Consider the following 17,571-nt stretch of genomic DNA (forward strand, 5'->3'; position numbering starts at 1 on the left):
GATTATGATGGAACAGCCAAAAACAAAAAAGTCCGTTACCCTGTCAGGGGTAGTTGCTGGAAATACAGCTTTATGTAGTGTAGGTAAGCAAGGAAATGACCTTTATTATCGTGGTTATGATATTCTCGATTTAGCACAAGAATGCCAATTTGAAGAAGTTGCATATTTACTGATTCATGGTGCCTTGCCCACCAAGGTAGAATTAAAGGCCTACCAAGAGAAATTAAAAGCTTTGCGTAGTCTTCCTGCTTTAGTTCGCCAAAGTCTAGAGCTTTTGCCTGCTGCTGCTCATCCAATGGATGTCTTGCGAACTGGAGTTTCTGTCTTGGGTTGTGTATTGCCAGAAATAGGAGAACACAGTCCTGCAGGTGCCCGTGATATTGCCGATAGGCTTTTGGCATCACTGAGTTCTATGTTACTTTATTGGTATCATTTTTCTCATAATGGTCGTCGTATTATAGTAGAAAATGATGAAGATACTATTGGTGGTCACTTTTTATCTTTATTGCATGGTAAGCCCGCGACAGAGAGCCATATTAAAGCTATGCATAGTTCACTCATTCTTTATGCTGAGCATGAGTTTAACGCTTCTACCTTTACAGCGCGTTCCATAGCGGGAACAAATTCTGATTTTTATTCCGCCATTGTTGGGGCTATTGGAGCTTTACGTGGGCCAAAACATGGTGGGGCAAATGAAGTAGCCCTTGATATTCAAAAACGCTATGAAACCAAAGAAGAGGCGATAGAAGACATACGCCGCCGTATCCAGGCTAAAGAGGTTATCATTGGCTTTGGTCATCCTGTCTATACGATCGCAGATCCTCGTAATAAAGTGATTCGTTCTATTGCAGAACAGTTGGCCAATGAATTGAATAATGATAAAATTTTTACCATTGCCAAAGTGATAGAAGAAACGATGGCAGAGGAAAAGAAAATGTTTGCTAATCTTGATTGGTTTAGCGCGGTTTCTTATCATCTTTTAGGGGTTCCTACGGCTATGTTTACTCCGCTTTTTGTTGTTGCTCGGGTTACAGGATGGGCTGCTCATATTATTGAACAGCGTTTGGATAATAAAATTATTCGCCCTTCTGCTCATTATATTGGACCAGATACAAAAACATTTATTCCTTTATGTGATCGTTCTTCATCCATTAGTAAAAAATCCTAGGAGGAGCCATGTCCTATCTTGTAGCCAGTGAAGTATCTATGCAAACAAGAGGCCAATGTTTTCGTCAAAGAGTGCGTGAGGGTGGTATTTTCTGCCTTCCAGGTAGCCATAATGGTATGGCGGCACTTCAAGCTAAAGCCGCGGGTTTCGAAGGACTTTATCTTTCCGGTGCGGCGATGAGCGCCTCTATGGGAATACCTGATTTAGGTATTCTTACCGTTGATGAAGTTAGTTTTTTTATTCGTCAAATTGCGCGCGCTTCTGGATTACCAGTTTTGGTTGACGGCGATACTGGTTATGGTGAAGCGCTTAACGTTATGCATATGGTTCGCTGTTTTGAAGAAGCTGGCGCTGGCGCTGTTCATATAGAAGATCAGCTTTTGCCAAAAAAATGTGGCCATTTAAATGATAAAAAGCTCGTTGACGCGCAGGATATGGCCGCTAAAGTAGCTGCTGCAGCCAAAGCAAAACGTGATCTTTTTTTAATCGCTCGCACTGATGCTGTGGCAAGCGAAGGTCTTGAGGCGGCTGTTGCCCGCGCTAAACTTTATGTTGAAGCGGGCGCTGAAGCTATTTTTCCTGAGGCTTTAACAACGCGCGATATGTTTATCGAATTTGCTAAAAGGTTGGAAGGTGTACCCCTTCTCGCTAATATGACGGAATTTGGTAAAACACCTTTTTTTACTGCGGCAGAATTTGAAGAAATGGGTTATAAGATGGTAATTTGGCCTGTATCTTCTTTGCGTGTTGCTAATTATGCGCAAGCTAAACTCTATAAAACGCTTAAAGAAAACGGCTCAACCCAAACGCTTTTAGGAGAGATGCAAACAAGGGCCGAACTTTATGAAACTATTGGTCTTCACGATTATGAGGCTCTTGATGCGTCTATTATAAAAACTGTATTGCCTTCTTAAAAAGAAAATAAAAATCTTTTTTAAAGAGCCACATTGATCTATAAATCAATGTGGCTCTTATGCTTTTAAGCTAAATTTTTATGTTACATATGTAATGGCTTAGCAAAGGTAGCTAAAGCAGCTTCACGTACCGCCTCTGACATAGTGGGGTGGGCATGACAGGTACGCGCCAAGTCTTCAGATGCGCCAGAAAATTCCATTAATACAGCAATTTCATGGATCATTTCTCCTGCTCCAAAGCCGATAATATGCCCCCCTAAAACTTTATCAGTTACGGTATCTGCTAAGATTTTAACAAAGCCATCGGCTTTTTGCATGGAGCGGGCGCGGCCATTAGCAGTGAAAGGAAATTTACCTATACGATAAGCAATTCCTGCCGCTTTAAGTTCTTCTTCGCTTTGGCCAACACTAGCTACTTCTGGTTGCGTATATATAACACTAGGAATAACTGTAAAATTAACATGACCTCTTTGGCCAGCCAAAATTTCAGCAACCGCTACACCTTCTTCTTCTGCTTTATGAGCTAGCATAGGGCCCTTTATGACATCACCAATGGCATATATGTTAGGGATATTGGTACGCCAATGCTGATCTACGGTAATGCGGCCTGCTGAATCACAGATAATCCCTATTTCTTCAAGACCTAAACCTTGAGTATATGGGCGCCGCCCCGTTGCAATAAGCACAATATCGGCATATTTTTCTTGCTCTCCACCACCTGCTCGAGGGGTAGAAACCACCTGCGCACCTTTTTCAAGACGCTCCACCTTAGTTACTTGTGTCGATAATTGAAATTTTAGCCCTTGCTTTTCCATAAGTTTTTGAAAATGATTTGAAATCTCAATATCAGTTGTCCCTAAAGGTTTATCTAAATATTCAATTATGGTGACATCGGCTCCAAGTCGGCTCCAGACAGAGCCTAGTTCACAGCCAATTACGCCAGCACCGATTACAATCATTGTTTTTGGTACACAGTCTAGGCTCAAAGCACCCGTAGAAGATACAATTACTTTTTCATCAATTTCTACTTTCACCCCTGGTATAGGAGCCACGTCTGATCCGGTAGCAATAATAATGTTTTTGCTTTTTAGATTTATTTGCTCACCTCTAGCAGATAATACCAATATATTATCTGCATCAATAATTTTTGCATGGCCTTGATAAGTATCAATCTTATTTTTCTTCATCAAAAAGCCAATTCCTTGGGTATTGGAGTCTATAACACTTTGTTTGTGTTTCATCATTTCCGCAAGATCAAGACCCACTTCGCCAAGTTTTATTCCTAAGCTATTAAAGCCATGTTTGGCTTCTGCATAGGTTTCAGAGGCATGTAAAAGAGCTTTAGAGGGTATACAGCCAATGTTTAAACACGTGCCACCTAAAGTTGTACGCTTTTCCACAATAGCTACTTTAAGTCCTAATTGTGCAGCCTTAATCGCCGCAACATAACCGCCAGGGCCTGCACCAATGACTACAACATCATAAGACATACTTTATCCTTTCGCCTCTAAGGCCTTTTTAATTTTTTAAATCTATCTTAAAAGTGGTTAATTTAAGAGGATAGATTTATAACCTTTGAGGATCGATACATAGCATCGATCCGTATAGTTTAGATTTTTAATCATCGTGGTTTAAAGGTCTAAAACCAAACGCTCAGGATCTTCCAAACTTTCTTTTACCCTTACTAAGAAGGTTACAGCTTCTTGGCCATCAACAATGCGGTGGTCATAAGAGAGTGCTAAATACATCATAGGCCGGATAACAATTTGTCCTGCTACGACAACAGCGCGCTCTTTAATGGCGTGCATTCCTAAAATTCCCGATTGTGGTGCATTTAAAATGGGGGTTGACATTAAAGAGCCATAAACTCCGCCATTGGTAATGGTAAAACTACCGCCCAACATATCTGCAACGGCTAATTTACCATCGCGTGCTAAGCGTCCAAGGCGACCTATTTCTTTTTCAATTTCAGCAATAGACATCTGATCAGCATCGCGTACGACAGGAACCACAAGCCCTTTGTCGGTACCAACAGCGATTGCTAAGTTGACATAGTTTTTATAAACAATATCAGTGCCATCTATTTCGGCATTAATGGCTGGTAGTTCATGCAAAGCATGGCAAATAGCGCGGCTGAAAAAGCCCATAAAACCTAATTTTACCCCATGTTTTTTTTCAAAAACATCTTTGTAGCGCTTGCGTAAATCCATAACAGCTGTCATGTCCACTTCGTTAAAAGTGGTTAGCATAGCAGCGGTGTTTTGCGCATCCTTAAGACGCCGAGCAATAGTTTGACGCAATTTGGTCATTTTTACCCGCTCTTCTCGGTTGGAATTAGAGCGAATAGGCGTGTTTTCCTCTATAGGTTTAGGTACGGTTATGGTTTCTAAAACATCTGATTTAAGGATTTGCCCACGCTTACCTGAACCACTAATAGAAGATGCATGAAGGTTTTGTTCATCAATGAGTTTGGCTGCTGAGGGAGCCGGCGGCATCGCCGTAGGCATTTTATTTTCTACATTAGCGGGCGCAATGGAGGATTGTGGTGCTGTCGGTGAGATAGCTGCACCGTTGGTTTGAATAATCCCCAAAAGTGCGCCAAGCTCTACGGTTTCACCTTCTTTGGTAAGAATTTTGTTCAAAACTCCTGCCGCGGGGGCCGGCACTTCAAGAGTGACTTTATCAGTTTCTAGTTCCACCAAAGGCTCATCAGCAAGAACAGTTTCCCCTACTTGTTTTAGCCACTTACCAATAGTTGCTTCGGTTACGGATTCCCCCAAAGTAGGGACACGAATTTCAGTTACCATGATTTTTTCCATTCAATTTAATATAATTAATTACCTAGCGCGTCATTTAAAAACGCTGCTAATTGTTCTAAATGTTTCGACATAAGTCCTGTAGCTGGTGAAGCACTGGCAGCTCGTCCAGCATAGCGGGCGCGGGGATATTGAGCGCCAATATGAGCTAGAACCCATTCCAGATAAGGTTCAATAAATGACCAAGCCCCCATATTTTTAGGCTCTTCTTGGCACCAGACAATTTCTGCCTGCAAAAACCGTGATAAAAGTGTAACTAAAGCTTTTGCTGGGAAGGGATAAAGCTGTTCGACCCTTAAGATATAAATATCATCAATGCCACGTTTTTCTCGTTCTTCATAAAGGTCATAATAGACTTTTCCAGAACAAAGAATAACGCGGCGTATTTTACTATCTTTTTGTAAACGAATAGCTTTACCATGTTCACTTTGTTGAGCATCATCTAATAAAAGCCGGTGGAATGTGCTATCAACGCCCATTTCATATAAAGAGGAAACAGCGCGTTTATGGCGTAAGAGCGATTTCGGCGTCATCAAAATTAAAGGTTTGCGGAAGTCACGCTTGATTTGCCGACGCAGGATGTGAAAGTAATTTGCAGGTGTTGTACAATTGGCAACTTGCATATTATCTTCAGCACAAAGCTGTAAATAGCGCTCAAGCCGTGCAGAAGAATGTTCGGGCCCCTGCCCTTCAAATCCGTGTGGTAATAGACAAACAAGTCCCGACATCCTTAACCATTTGCGTTCAGCAGAAGAAACAAACTGGTCAAAAACTACTTGGGCTCCATTGGCAAAATCGCCAAATTGAGCCTCCCATAAAGTCAGTCCGCGTGGTTCGGCTAATGAATAGCCGTATTCAAAACCTAAAACGGCTTCTTCTGAGAGCATAGAATTAACAACTTCGTAAAGGGCTTGACCCTTTTGTAAATTATTAAGTGGGATATAACGATCTTCGTTTTCTTGGTCATAGAGCACCGAATGGCGCTGGGAAAAGGTTCCTCGTTCTACATCTTGGCCGGAAAGCCGCACAGGCGAACCCTCTAAGCAAAGTGAACCAAAAGCCAAAGCTTCGGCAGTAGCCCAATCAATGCCTTCTCCTGTTTCAAACATTTGGGCGCGCTGGTCTAAAAAACGCTGAATGGTTCGGTGTACTTTAAAATCAGAAGGGATTGTAATTAGCTTTTGCCCAATGGTTTTTAGAGTTTTTATTGGAACACCTGTGGCACCACGGCGTTGTTCATCGGCGTTATCAGCAACTTTTAGTCCCGTCCATGTTCCATCTAGCCAATCGGCCTTATTAGGCTTATAGGAAGCACTAGCTTCAAATTCTTCTTCTAATTTTTGTCGCCAAGCTTTTTTTTGTGTATCCACTTCATCTGCGCTGATCAATCCTTCTTTAATCAACTTATCGCTGTAAAGTTCAAGGGTTGTCTTATGTCCGCGGATAGCTTTATACATCAACGGTTGGGTAAAAGATGGCTCATCCCCTTCATTATGGCCAAAGCGGCGATAGCAAAACATGTCTACCACTACAGGTTTGTGAAAAATCTGCCTAAATTCTATAGCAATACGGGATACGAAGGCTACGGCTTCTGGATCGTCCCCATTGACGTGAAAAATAGGGGCGTCAATCATTTTTGCTACATCACTAGGATAGGGCGAGGAACGTGAAAAACGCGGATTGGTTGTAAAACCAATCTGGTTATTAATAATAAAATGGACTGAGCCTGCGACGCGGTAACCTTTAAGCCCTGATAGCCCGAAAATTTCTTGAATCACGCCTTGACCTGCAAAAGCAGCATCGCCGTGGATCAAAAGCGGCAGGATTTGGGCACGATCTGCGATATCCACTTGATCACTGCGGGTTGGACCTACCAGCTGGTCTTGTTTAGCGCGGACTTTACCAATGGCTACGGGATTAACAATTTCAAGGTGCGATGGGTTAGGCAAGAGAGAAAGGTGTACAAGATTGCCATCAAATTCCCGATCGGAAGAAGATCCTAAATGGTATTTCACATCGCCTGAGCCTTCCACATCATCGGGTTTATAAGAGCCGCCTTTAAATTCATGAAAAATGGCTCTGTGTGGTTTTTGTAGTACTTGTGAAAGGACATTCAAACGCCCGCGGTGTGCCATCCCCAGGACAATCTCTTTCACTCCTAAGGATCCCCCACGTTTAATCACTTGTTCTAAAGCGGCAATCAGGGCTTCACCACCATCCAGACCAAAGCGTTTGGTACCTTTATATTTAATATCAAGAAATTGTTCAAAGCCTTCAGCTTCGATTAATTTTGCCAAAAGGGCTTTTTTTCCTTCATTCGTAAAGGAGATTTGTTTATCTGGCCCCTCTATTCGATCTTGAATCCAAGCTTTTTGCGCAGGATCAGAAATATGCATATATTCAACCCCGATAGTTGAACAATAGGTCCGGTGTAGAATTTCTAACATTTCAGGGATAGTGGCGTATTCAAGCCCTAAAACATGATCAATAAATATCTTTCGGTTATAATCAACAGGTGTAAACCCATAGGTTTGTGGCGATAATTCATTATAATCTTCAGGCCCTTCCATTAATTGCAAAGGATCAAGATTGGCATGAAGATGGCCGCGGGTACGGAAGGCACGAATGAGCATTAAAGCTCGTAGGGAATCGCGGGTAGCTTGTATCAAGTCAGCTGTTGGTAAAGCTTTTTCTTTCAATTTCTTTTCAACATGTTTTTCGACTTCTGCCCAATTGCCATCAAGGGCTGCAACCCACTCGCCCTGTGCTCTCTGCGGCCAATTAGCCTGCGTCCATGAAGCCCCTTGGGCACTTTTCATAACGTCTTCTGGTTTTTCTGCTAATTTATCAAAAAAGACTTTCCACTGCGGATCTACCGCGCTTGGGTCTTGTTGATATTGGGCATAAAGCTTATCGATATAATCAGCATTGCCGCCATAGAGGAAAGCTGTTTGGGCAAAAAGCGCGTTTGCTTGATCTCGCCGTTCCATAGTGTTTTCGGGTTTATCCCGCTCCTGTTTTTTGTGCCGTTAAGGCGTTTATTAAAGCACCTTTGGCCTTTATTGATGGTCTCGCCCTAATGGATTGGGGGTCGTATTAGCGTATATTTTTGCTTATAGACCAAAGATTGATTGTCTATCCGCATTTCGGCTTTATATTCTGTGAAGGGCCGTTATAGACCCTTCACAGTGTGTACTTAGCCCCTTAAAACTTCAACTAAAGTTTTTCCAAGCTGGGCGGGCGATGGTGCTACGCGTATACCAGCGGCTTCCATAGCTGCAATTTTATCTTCTGCACCGCCCTTACCTCCAGAAATCACCGCGCCAGCATGTCCCATTGTGCGACCTGCTGGAGCTGTGCGTCCTGCAATAAAACCAACCATTGGTTTGTGACGACCGTGTTTTTTTTCATCAAGTAAAAACTGTGCAGCTTCCTCTTCGGCTGATCCACCGATCTCGCCGATCATCACAATGGATTGTGTTTCTTCGTCTTTTAGAAACATTTCTAAAATGTCGATAAATTCTGTTCCCTTAACTGGATCTCCACCAATACCCACGGCGGTAGTTTGTCCAAGCCCTTCTTGGCTTGTTTGATAAACCGCTTCATAGGTTAGAGTACCTGAACGAGAAACGACACCTACTGATCCTTTTTTGAAAATAGAGCCTGGCATAATACCAATTTTGCACTCATCGGGAGTCAAAATCCCTGGGCAGTTTGGACCAATTAAGCGCGAGTTTGATTGCGCAAGCCGCGCCTTCACTTTGACCATATCTATTACAGGAATGCCTTCAGTAATACAGATAATCAGAGGTACTTCGGCTTCGATAGCCTCAATAATAGCAGCGCCTGCACCAGCAGGCGGAACATAGATAACGGTGGCATCAGCCCCCACCTTTTCCATTCCTTCATGTACAGATGAAAAAATCGGTAGGGTTTTGCCATTTTGCGCGGTCCATTTTTCTCCGCCTTTTTTTGGATTTACCCCCCCAACCATTTTGGTATCATAATAAGCTAAAGCTTGTTCAGTATGAAATGTGCCGGTTTTGCCGGTCAATCCTTGGACAAGAATTTTAGTGTCCTTGTTGATTAAAATCGACATATCAGGCTCCCTTTACCGCCGCGACAATTTTTTGTGCTGCATCATCTAAATCATCGGCAGCAATCAAGTTCAGACCGCTTTCATCAATTAATTGCTTACCCTTTTCCACATTGGTTCCTTCAAGTCTAACAACCAGAGGCACCTTTAGCCCCACTTCTTTAACGGCAGCAATTACACCTTCAGCGATAATATCACAACGCATAATACCACCAAAAATATTTACTAAAATTCCTTTTACATTAGGGTCAGCGGTGATAATTTTAAAAGCATTGGTCACTTTTTCTTTAGAGGCTCCTCCGCCTACATCTAGAAAATTAGCCGGCTCTGCGCCATAGAGTTTGATAATATCCATGGTTGCCATGGCTAATCCCGCCCCATTGACCATACAGCCGATGTTACCATCAAGGGCTACATAAGCAAGGTCGTGTTTTGAAGCTTCAATTTCTTTAGGATCTTCTTCTGATAGGTCACGTAAAGCTAAAAGGTCACCATGACGGAAAAGAGCGTTGTTATCAAAAGAAACCTTGGCATCCAAAACGCGAAGATGGCCGTTTGTCATAACGATCAAAGGGTTGATCTCTAAAAGACTCATATCTTTTTCACAAAATGCTTTATAGAGAATGGGGAAGAGTCTTAAACCATCTTCACGAGCTAAGTCTTGTAGAGCCAAAGCATCGCATAATTTATTAGCTTCTTCTTCTCTAACGCCGTGTTCTGGATTAATGAGCACGGTTATGATTTTTTCAGGGCTTTCTTCAGCCACAGCCTCAATGTCCATTCCCCCTTCAGTTGATGCAACAAAAGCAATACAGCCGCTTGCCCGATCCACTAAAAGTGAAAGATAAAGCTCTTGAGCGATATCTGCCCCATCTTCAATATAAAGGCGGTTTACCTGTTTACCTTCTGGACCTGTTTGTTTGGTAACTAAAGTTTTTCCGAGCATCTCTTTGACATTTTCTACGACTTCCGTCACAGATTTAGCCAAACGAACGCCGCCTTTTGCATCGTCTCCAAGTTCTTTGAATTTACCTTTGCCACGCCCGCCTGCATGGATTTGGCTTTTGACTACGTAGAGCGGCCCAGGCAACTTCTTTGCCCATTCTTCAGCTTGTTCTACCGAATAGACAGCTACCCCGTTGGCAATGGGGGCACCGTATTCATGAAGCAGACGCTTTGCCTGGTATTCATGGATATTCATTCATTTTTCCCTTCATAATGGGGCTTATCTCAAAGAGGCATGCCCAGATTTATTTAAGTTTTGTGCTAATTAAACAATGGCGGGTTATTTTAGTTGTGGGGCGATCTCCGCACAGGCAGCGCATAGACTATGAACCGCGGCAACAGATTTATCAAAAGCAGTTTTTTCCTCGCTGGTGAGGTCAATTTCAATTATTTTTTCTACTCCACCTGCGCCTAGAACAACCGGAACACCTACATAAGTACCATGTACCCCATATTCACCAGAAAGATAAGCGGCCACAGGTAGAACCCGCCGTTTATCTTTGAGATAAGCTTCTGCCATAGTAATGGCGGATGCAGCAGGTGCATAATAAGCCGAACCAGTTTTAAGGTGGGAGACAATTTCTGCTCCACCATCGCGGGTGCGTTGAATGATCTGATCAAGACGCTCTTGGCTGAGCCAGCCCATTTTTACTAGATCAGGTAAAGAAATACCCGCTACGGTAGAATAACGAGCAGAAGGCACCATTGTATCTCCGTGGCCGCCTAATACAAAGGCGGTAACATCCTTTACGGATACATTAAGCTCTTCGGCCAAAAAATAGCGGAAACGTGCTGAATCCAAAACGCCAGCCATGCCTACAATTTTGTGTGATGGGATGTTTGAAAATTTTTGCAAAGCCCAAACCATAGCATCTAAAGGGTTGGTTATGCATATAACGAAAGCGTCAGGAGCATAAGTTTTTATTCCCTCACCCACCTGTTCCATGACTTTGAGGTTAATGCCTAAAAGATCATCTCGGCTCATACCGGGCTTACGCGCAACGCCAGCTGTTACAATTACTACATCGGCGCCTTTGATTGCAGCATAATCATTGCTACCTTTATAATGGGTGTCAAATCCATCAACAGGCGAGGATTGTGCAATATCTAACCCTTTTCCCGTTGGAATGCCTTCTGCAATATCAAAGAGAACAACATCTCCTAATTCTTTTAAGCCAATTAAGTGGGCTAAGGTTCCACCAATCATACCGGCCCCGATCAATGCAATTTTCTTTCGTGACGTTTGTTTCATTCTATCCTCAATTCCCGTTTGCTGATATTTATCATATGTTGCGTTTTTGAAAGTAATTAATCGCTATCATACCTTTTCAGATTTACCGCTTCACCTCTTTTATTTTAGGTCTATGTATTGATAGGCTGTTTTAAAAAAAATACAATTTTTTATTGTTAGTATAATTATTTCAATATCTTATATAAGATACAGTTTACGTAAACGTCTAATATTGGGGTATAAGGCAGACGAAAATTGAACGATTCCGGTATCTTTTATGTAAAAACCAAAGAGGAATGAACGACTTGTGCACCTAAAGGTGAAAACTTTTTTAAATAATCGGCGCTTTGCATTTCAAATAGGCGCGATTGGGTGCGTTCAAATTCAAAGCGTTCAGTGTTTTTTTGGCGTCCTTGATAGAGATCATTGATGGGAGCGGCCGCACTTAGAATTAAGCGTTTATGGCTATCATATAACGTATCAATGAGTAGAATAAAGCGTTTTGCTTCATTGCGGCGACTATCTGTGAAGATGGGTATATCATCAAGCATAAAGGTTTCAAATTCTTTACTAAGCGCCAAATAGTCTTGGGTGCTAAGCGGAGCGGCACAGAGTTCTTGATAGGAAAAACGGACTTGATCACCCACGCTCCGAGCAATAAAAAGGGGCCTGCCTGCTATGATAAGGCTGCGTTTTGTTTCACATTTGCCGCGGCACAATTCTGCCCAAAGGCTGTCCATTAGAGCTGTTGTTTTTTCTCCAAGTGGGCTGATATAAATAGGGATATTACCTTTTTTTTCCAAACGATAATCAATATCAGCGTCAAGGTTAATAACAGTGGTATGTTTTTTTAAAACATCAATAAAAGGCAAAAATAATCCGCGGTTAAGCCCGTTGGAGTAAAGCTGATCAGGAACAACATTGGAGGTGGCCACCAATACAATGCCTTTTTGAAAAAGGACTGTGAAAAGGCGACCTAAGATCATAGCATCGGCGATATCGGTCACGCTGAATTCATCAAAGCATAAAAGTTCTGTTTCGTATGCGAGTGTCTCTGCTACGGCGACAATAGGGTCTTTTTGTTTGGTTTTGCCTTGGTTTAATAAAGTGCGATGGGCTTTGATGCGTTGATGAATATCAATCATAAAATCGTTAAAATGTGCGCGTCGCTTTCTTTTTAGCGGGAGAGAAGAAAAAAATAAATCCATTAGCATAGTTTTGCCACGGCCTACATGGCCATAAATATAGAGTCCGCGCTTTTCCAGAGGTTTTGCAAAAAAACGCTTCCAAAAAGGTCCTTTTTGGCCTTTAAGTAATTGTTGACTTAACCTATCAAAAGCTTCAACAATTTGTAGTTGTTTATTGTCAAAACGAATATCACCATCTTTGACAAGTTTTTCATAATGCGCACGGATCATGAACTGTCCCATAGGTCAGCGATCTAAGTGTAGAGGGGTACCTAATAATGTTTTGCCATAGAAATGGCCTTGTGTTTGGCTGTAAAGGCTAGCTATAGTTTTTCCACTTTTATCATAAAATTGTAAATGACGACTATCTATTCCCCAAGATGTGATTTGTGCAATTTCTGGTGGACAATGGAGAGGGGCAGCGCGAAAGCCACGACCAAATTTGGTTTGTGGTGTAGCAATTCTACAGGAAGCATTGGGGGTTGACGCTTGCCAAACTCCTGCAACGGCGAGTGGGCTTAAAGCCAGTGCTGAAGGGGGTGCAGCGGCAAACAAAGTAGCTTCCTGTGGACTACTTTGTAATGGATTTTTGTCGTCTTGGCTATCAGGTATTTCTTTTATGGTATCGGCAGCAGTTTGATTTGCAGAAATGGGAGGGAGGTTTTCTTGTTCAACCGAAGCAACAATAGCTGGCTGTACAGGTAAAATAACTCGCGGGGGGGGACTAGCAAGCCGCTCGCTTGTCAGCGGCGCACAACCAGCTAATAAGCTCATTATCATAAGCATGCTTACCAAATAGGCCGCTTCTTTCCTATTTTTAGCCAAATTTGTCATCGCTAATCTCTCTGCTATCCCATTTTGTGGGGTTAATCGCCATCGTTAAATATGGCCGTTTTAGTTTTTAATAGACATTATAAGTCGAAAATTGTTAAATAAAAGCCTTAAAGATTGCTCTAAAATATAATTATTCATTTTTATATGGGCGGTTTTTCGCTTTTTCGGCAGGTTAGGGCTGTTCAAACTATGATTAAAGAGATGATTGCTTTTAGCAAAATGCATGGACTTGGTAATAAAATTATTGTTGCTGATATGGGTGAAAATTCTGCAGTTTTTCATCCTCAGGCTATTACTCAATTGGCTCAGGATAGTATGATGCATTTTGATCAAATTATGGCGATCTATCCAGCAAATGATCCAAAAGCCGACTATGCCCTTAGTATTTATAATATTGATGGTAGTTTGGCTCAAGCTTGCGGTAATGGTACGCGTTGTGTGGTTGAATGGTTGTATCAGCAAAATCGAGGCGAAGTTTTTACTTTTCAAACCCAAGCGGGTCTTTTGCATGCTATGCGCACGCCTACTGGGTTGGTCAGCGTTGATATGGGGGCGCCGCGTTTTCTTTGGCAAGAAATTCCACTTAGCCAAGCGTGTGATACTGTCCATGCGCCTATCGGGGCTGGGCCGCTTAGCGACGCCACACTTGTGTCAATGGGAAATCCTCATGCTATTTATTTCCTTGACCAACCGATTGATGATTTTCCTCTTGATACTTACGGGCCATTGATTGAACACCATCCTTTTTTTCCAGAGCGGTGTAATGTATCCATTGTGTCTAAAAGCAGTGAGACAACCTTGCATATGCGCACGTGGGAACGTGGGGCTGGCTTAACAAAAGCTTGTGGAAGCGCCGCTTGTGCTGCTGTGGTAAGTGCTCATCGGCGCGGGCTGTTGGAACCTAGCTCAAGGGATAGCGGGGTTGATGTTTATTTTGCTACTCATCGGGGGTGGATGGAAACAGGGATGTTTTTATCTATTTTATGGAAAAATGACCAACATGTTTGTATGATTGGACCAACAAGCTTGGAATTTAGTGGTCAGCTTAATCCCCAAACGGGTGATTATTATATTAGCGAAAATAAGGATGCCTCTTAAATGGCCACTGAAATTGTCACTTTTGGGTGCCGCCTTAATGCTTATGAATCTGAGGTCATTAGAGATCAAAGTAAAAAAGCGGGACTTGATGACTTAGAGCATGGCGCTATTGTATTTAATACTTGCGCCGTCACACAAGAGGCTGTTCGGCAAGCTAAGCAATCTATCCGTAAAGCCCGAAGAGAAAATCCTAAAGCAAAAATTATTGTAAGTGGCTGCGCTGCACAAGCTTTTACCGATGAGTTTGAAAATATGGCCGAGGTAGATTTGATCCTTGGTAATGAAGATAAATTACACGCTTACTCTTATCGGCAATTGCCAGATTTTGGCGTGAACTTGTACGAAAAATCGCGGGTGAATAATATTATGGAGGTGCGGGCAATCGCTCCGCATATGGTTAGCCATATTGAAGGTCGCAGTCGTGCTTTCGTACAAGTGCAAAATGGTTGTGATCACCGCTGTACTTTTTGTATTATTCCTTATGGACGGGGGCCTTCGCGTTCTGTTCCTATAGGAGCGGTAGTCGAACAGATCAAACATTTGCATGCTCAATCCTATCATGAGGTAGTTTTAACAGGAGTTGATTTAACTAGTTATGGGGCCGATCTACCAGGAAAACCACGATTGGGAAAACTGGTTGATACAATATTACGACACGTACCAGATCTAGCGCGCCTTAGGCTATCATCGATTGATTCCATTGAGGTAGATGAAGAGCTATTTGATCTTTTGTCTTCTCATCCGCGCCTTATGCCGCATTTACACCTTTCATTGCAGGCAGGGGATAACCTTATTTTAAAGCGTATGAAACGTCGCCATAGCCGTGAGCAGGCGATTGAGTTTTGTCAAAATTTGCGTAAAAAGCGCCCTGATATGGCTTTTGGAGCAGATCTCATTGCTGGTTTTCCTACCGAGACAGAGGCTATGTTTAGAAAAAGCCTTGATTTGATTGATGCATGCGGAATTAGCCATTTACACGTTTTTCCTTTTAGCCCGCGTATAGGCACACCTGCTGCGCGTATGCCGATTTTGCCGCGTGCAATCGTTAAAGAGCGGGCACATATTTTACGTGAGGCGGGGAAAAAAGCTTATCAAAAGCACCTTGCTTCTTTAAATTATACGCGCCAAACCCTATTGGTAGAACGTGATTGTTTGGGGCGTACGGCCAATTATACGTTGGCAGAAATAATAAAACCCCCCATTGTTAAATTTTCATCTATAAATGCTCTAAAGGCCGAAGTAGGGGATGCCAGTCGTGCTAAAACTAGAGAATGGGTCGGCCGTATGGTTTTAGTTGATATTATTGGCTATGATCATGAAAAGCTCTTAGCCATTCCCGTGGAGTCTCATCCCCCAGCGGCGATATGATATAGGATAGTATTATGGCGAAAACCTTTATGGGAAAACTCTTTTCTTTTGGCAAACAGAGCCCTAAAATCAACGAGGAGCCCCCTAAAGAAGATATCTCTCCTTTAGAGCAGAGGGATCCAATCTTTACAGACTCTTCAGATGTACGACTGCTTACCCCTTATGAAGCTTATCTTGAGACTCAAAAAGTAGCTAACGCTAATACATTTACCTCTGAAACACATCTGCCGCAGCCTATAGTCTCTGATACTTTGCCCCCTTTGCCAGAAAAAGCGTTAACGGCAGCTGCTATTCCGTCGTCACTTTCTTGGTTGGAACGTTTAAAACGTGGTTTATTTCGTTCTTCACGGCAATTGAGTCAATCTATCGTAGCGATTTTTACCCAAAAAAAACTTGATAGCGAGACTTTGGAGAAGTTAGAAGATATCTTACTGCAGTCTGATTTTGGTTTTGAAACCACCAGCCGCATTTGTGATCATCTCGCGGCGGGGCGTTATGGTAAAAACATAACAGCAGCTGAGGTGTGCGCTCTTATGCAAAGCGAGATTACCAAAGTATTAGAACCAGTTGCTAAGCCTCTTGAATTAGATTTAGCCCATAGGCCACACGTTATTTTACTTGTGGGAGTGAATGGCACGGGAAAGACTACCACGATTGGAAAACTTAGCGCAAAATTAACGGCTAGAGGCCTTAAAGTTATGCTTGCGGCGGGTGATACGTTTCGGGCCGCAGCGATTGAACAATTGCATATTTGGGGCGATCGTACGGGCGCGCCTGTAGTTAGTAGCCATTTAGGCGCTGATGCAGCTAGTTTAGTCTATGAGGCTTATGGAAAAGCTAAACAGGCTGGGGTAGATGTTTTGCTGATTGATAGTGCAGGGCGTCTTCAGAATAAAACTGAGCTGATGGATGAGCTAGCTAAAATGATCCGCGTTCTTCGTAAACATGATCCGAAGGCGCCGCATACGGTTTTGCAAACGCTTGATGCTACCACGGGGCAGAATGCTTTAAATCAGGTAGATATTTTTCATCATGTTGCAGGGGTGAATGGTTTAGTAATGACCAAATTGGATGGGACGGCGCGTGGTGGTATTTTGGTTTCTATTGCCGCTAAGCATCAATTACCTGTTTATTTTATTGGTGTGGGAGAGGGGGTTGAGGATTTAGAACCATTTTCGGCTGCTCAATTTGCTGAAGCGATTGTTGGAAATATAGGAAACGATGATGCTTAATAAAAGTCTTGAAAAAACACCCTCTCCCCGTTTGAAATTTATTCTAGAAATGGGTCCTTTATTGGTTTTTTTTGCGGCTAATTATCGTGGCGATTGGTTGATTAAAAATGTGCCTTTTTTTTATGGTTTTGATAAACCGCTTTTTCCTGCCACTGCTCTCTTTATGGTAGCTATTACTTTGTCTCTTTTAGCGTCTTGGATCATTTGCCGCAAAATTCCTTTTATGCCGCTCATTTCTGGCATTTTTGTTTTATTTTTTGGAGTTCTTACCCTTTGGCTTCATAATGATGTTTTTATAAAAATGAAACCAACCCTTATTAATAGTTTTTTTGCTATGGCTCTCTTTGTAGGTCTATGGCTTAAAAAGCCGCTTTTGCGTTATGTTTTTGGCGGCGCCCTTCAATTGGAGGAAGAAGGATGGCGAAAATTGACTCAGCGCTGGGCGTATTTTTTTGTATTTTTGGCGGTGGTGAATGAAGTGGTTTGGCGTAATTTTAGCGATAATTTCTGGGCAAATTTTAAAGTTTTTGGTATTATGCCTATCACTCTTTTATTTGTGGCGAGTCAAATGCCACTTTTATTAAAGCATAGTCTGACAAAGAAGTAAGGCTCGCTAAATAAG

General features: G+C 42.4%; 13 protein-coding genes and 1 pseudogene. 6 read left to right on the plus strand and 8 right to left on the minus strand.

Annotated elements, in window-relative coordinates; translation table 11 throughout:
- Positions 1-7 precede the first annotated feature (7 nt).
- Both prpC and prpB read left to right on the plus strand, forming a co-directional pair.
- Positions 8-1,168, plus strand: a complete 1,161-nt coding sequence (gene prpC / locus ACK28X_RS09805) for a 2-methylcitrate synthase (RefSeq protein WP_412059117.1) — start codon at positions 8-10, stop codon at positions 1,166-1,168.
- Between the two features lie 8 nt (positions 1,169-1,176).
- Positions 1,177-2,082: a methylisocitrate lyase gene (prpB, locus tag ACK28X_RS09810; RefSeq protein WP_412058779.1), complete on the plus strand. Its 906-nt coding sequence runs from the start codon at positions 1,177-1,179 to the stop codon at positions 2,080-2,082.
- A gap of 83 nt (positions 2,083-2,165) precedes the next feature.
- Here the strand turns inward: prpB and lpdA are convergent, their stop codons facing one another.
- The 8 genes from lpdA to ACK28X_RS09850 form a co-directional block, all read right to left on the minus strand.
- Positions 2,166-3,572 (minus strand): dihydrolipoyl dehydrogenase, encoded by a 1,407-nt coding sequence (lpdA, locus tag ACK28X_RS09815; protein WP_412058780.1) that lies wholly within the window; start codon positions 3,570-3,572, stop codon positions 2,166-2,168.
- Positions 3,573-3,713: 141 nt separating this feature from the next.
- Positions 3,714-4,889 (minus strand): 2-oxoglutarate dehydrogenase complex dihydrolipoyllysine-residue succinyltransferase, encoded by a 1,176-nt coding sequence (gene odhB / locus ACK28X_RS09820; protein ID WP_412059118.1) that lies wholly within the window; start codon positions 4,887-4,889, stop codon positions 3,714-3,716.
- 26 nt (positions 4,890-4,915) lie between these two features.
- Positions 4,916-7,888, minus strand: a complete 2,973-nt coding sequence (locus ACK28X_RS09825) for a 2-oxoglutarate dehydrogenase E1 component (protein ID WP_412058781.1) — start codon at positions 7,886-7,888, stop codon at positions 4,916-4,918.
- 206 nt (positions 7,889-8,094) lie between these two features.
- Entirely contained in the window at positions 8,095-8,997 is a 903-nt protein-coding gene (gene sucD / locus ACK28X_RS09830) for a succinate--CoA ligase subunit alpha (RefSeq protein WP_412058782.1), read from the minus strand.
- 1 nt (position 8,998) lies between these two features.
- A complete protein-coding gene (gene sucC / locus ACK28X_RS09835; RefSeq protein ID WP_412058783.1) occupies positions 8,999-10,195 on the minus strand; it encodes an ADP-forming succinate--CoA ligase subunit beta in 1,197 nt (398 codons plus the stop codon).
- A gap of 84 nt (positions 10,196-10,279) precedes the next feature.
- On the minus strand, positions 10,280-11,251 hold the full coding sequence (mdh, locus tag ACK28X_RS09840) for a malate dehydrogenase (RefSeq protein ID WP_412058784.1): 972 nt from the start codon (positions 11,249-11,251) through the stop codon (positions 10,280-10,282).
- Between the two features lie 254 nt (positions 11,252-11,505).
- Entirely contained in the window at positions 11,506-12,648 is a 1,143-nt protein-coding gene (gene zapE / locus ACK28X_RS09845) for a cell division protein ZapE (RefSeq protein ID WP_412058785.1), read from the minus strand.
- Positions 12,649-12,663: 15 nt separating this feature from the next.
- On the minus strand, positions 12,664-13,251 hold the full coding sequence (locus ACK28X_RS09850; protein ID WP_412058786.1) for an AprI/Inh family metalloprotease inhibitor: 588 nt from the start codon (positions 13,249-13,251) through the stop codon (positions 12,664-12,666).
- 189 nt (positions 13,252-13,440) lie between these two features.
- On the opposite strand from ACK28X_RS09850, the gene dapF reads away from it, so the two are divergent.
- The 4 genes and pseudogenes from dapF to ACK28X_RS09870 all read left to right on the plus strand — a co-directional run bounded on the left by dapF (position 13,441) and on the right by ACK28X_RS09870 (position 17,556).
- Entirely contained in the window at positions 13,441-14,349 is a 909-nt protein-coding gene (gene dapF / locus ACK28X_RS09855; RefSeq protein ID WP_412058787.1) for a diaminopimelate epimerase, read from the plus strand.
- Positions 14,350-15,717, plus strand: a complete 1,368-nt coding sequence (gene mtaB, locus ACK28X_RS09860) for a tRNA (N(6)-L-threonylcarbamoyladenosine(37)-C(2))-methylthiotransferase MtaB (RefSeq protein WP_412058788.1) — start codon at positions 14,350-14,352, stop codon at positions 15,715-15,717. It begins immediately after the preceding gene.
- 296 nt (positions 15,718-16,013) lie between these two features.
- Positions 16,014-16,949 (plus strand): annotated as a pseudogene (gene ftsY / locus ACK28X_RS09865) (signal recognition particle-docking protein FtsY); the annotation flags it as partial.
- Positions 16,939-17,556, plus strand: coding sequence for a septation protein A (locus tag ACK28X_RS09870; RefSeq protein WP_412058789.1), 618 nt, complete (start codon positions 16,939-16,941; stop codon positions 17,554-17,556). The pseudogene ftsY and the gene ACK28X_RS09870, both read left to right, overlap by 11 nt.
- The last annotated feature ends 15 nt before the right edge of the window (positions 17,557-17,571 follow it).

It is taken from the genome of Bartonella sp. DGB2, assembly GCF_046843095.1.
Taxonomy (GTDB): Bacteria; Pseudomonadota; Alphaproteobacteria; order Rhizobiales; family Rhizobiaceae; genus Bartonella.

Coding starts and splice junctions, on each gene's coding strand:
- ACK28X_RS09850 (WP_412058786.1), bottom strand. CDS start 13,251: ATGACAAATTTGGCTAAAAATAGGAAAGAAGCGGCCTATTTGGTAAGC.
- mdh (WP_412058784.1), bottom strand. CDS start 11,251: ATGAAACAAACGTCACGAAAGAAAATTGCATTGATCGGGGCCGGTATG.
- ACK28X_RS09825 (WP_412058781.1), bottom strand. CDS start 7,888: ATGGAACGGCGAGATCAAGCAAACGCGCTTTTTGCCCAAACAGCTTTC.
- prpB (WP_412058779.1), top strand. CDS start 1,177: ATGTCCTATCTTGTAGCCAGTGAAGTATCTATGCAAACAAGAGGCCAA.
- odhB (WP_412059118.1), bottom strand. CDS start 4,889: ATGGTAACTGAAATTCGTGTCCCTACTTTGGGGGAATCCGTAACCGAA.
- lpdA (WP_412058780.1), bottom strand. CDS start 3,572: ATGTCTTATGATGTTGTAGTCATTGGTGCAGGCCCTGGCGGTTATGTT.
- prpC (WP_412059117.1), top strand. CDS start 8: ATGGAACAGCCAAAAACAAAAAAGTCCGTTACCCTGTCAGGGGTAGTT.
- ACK28X_RS09870 (WP_412058789.1), top strand. CDS start 16,939: ATGATGCTTAATAAAAGTCTTGAAAAAACACCCTCTCCCCGTTTGAAA.
- dapF (WP_412058787.1), top strand. CDS start 13,441: ATGATTAAAGAGATGATTGCTTTTAGCAAAATGCATGGACTTGGTAAT.
- sucC (WP_412058783.1), bottom strand. CDS start 10,195: ATGAATATCCATGAATACCAGGCAAAGCGTCTGCTTCATGAATACGGT.
- zapE (WP_412058785.1), bottom strand. CDS start 12,648: ATGATCCGTGCGCATTATGAAAAACTTGTCAAAGATGGTGATATTCGT.
- mtaB (WP_412058788.1), top strand. CDS start 14,350: ATGGCCACTGAAATTGTCACTTTTGGGTGCCGCCTTAATGCTTATGAA.
- sucD (WP_412058782.1), bottom strand. CDS start 8,997: ATGTCGATTTTAATCAACAAGGACACTAAAATTCTTGTCCAAGGATTG.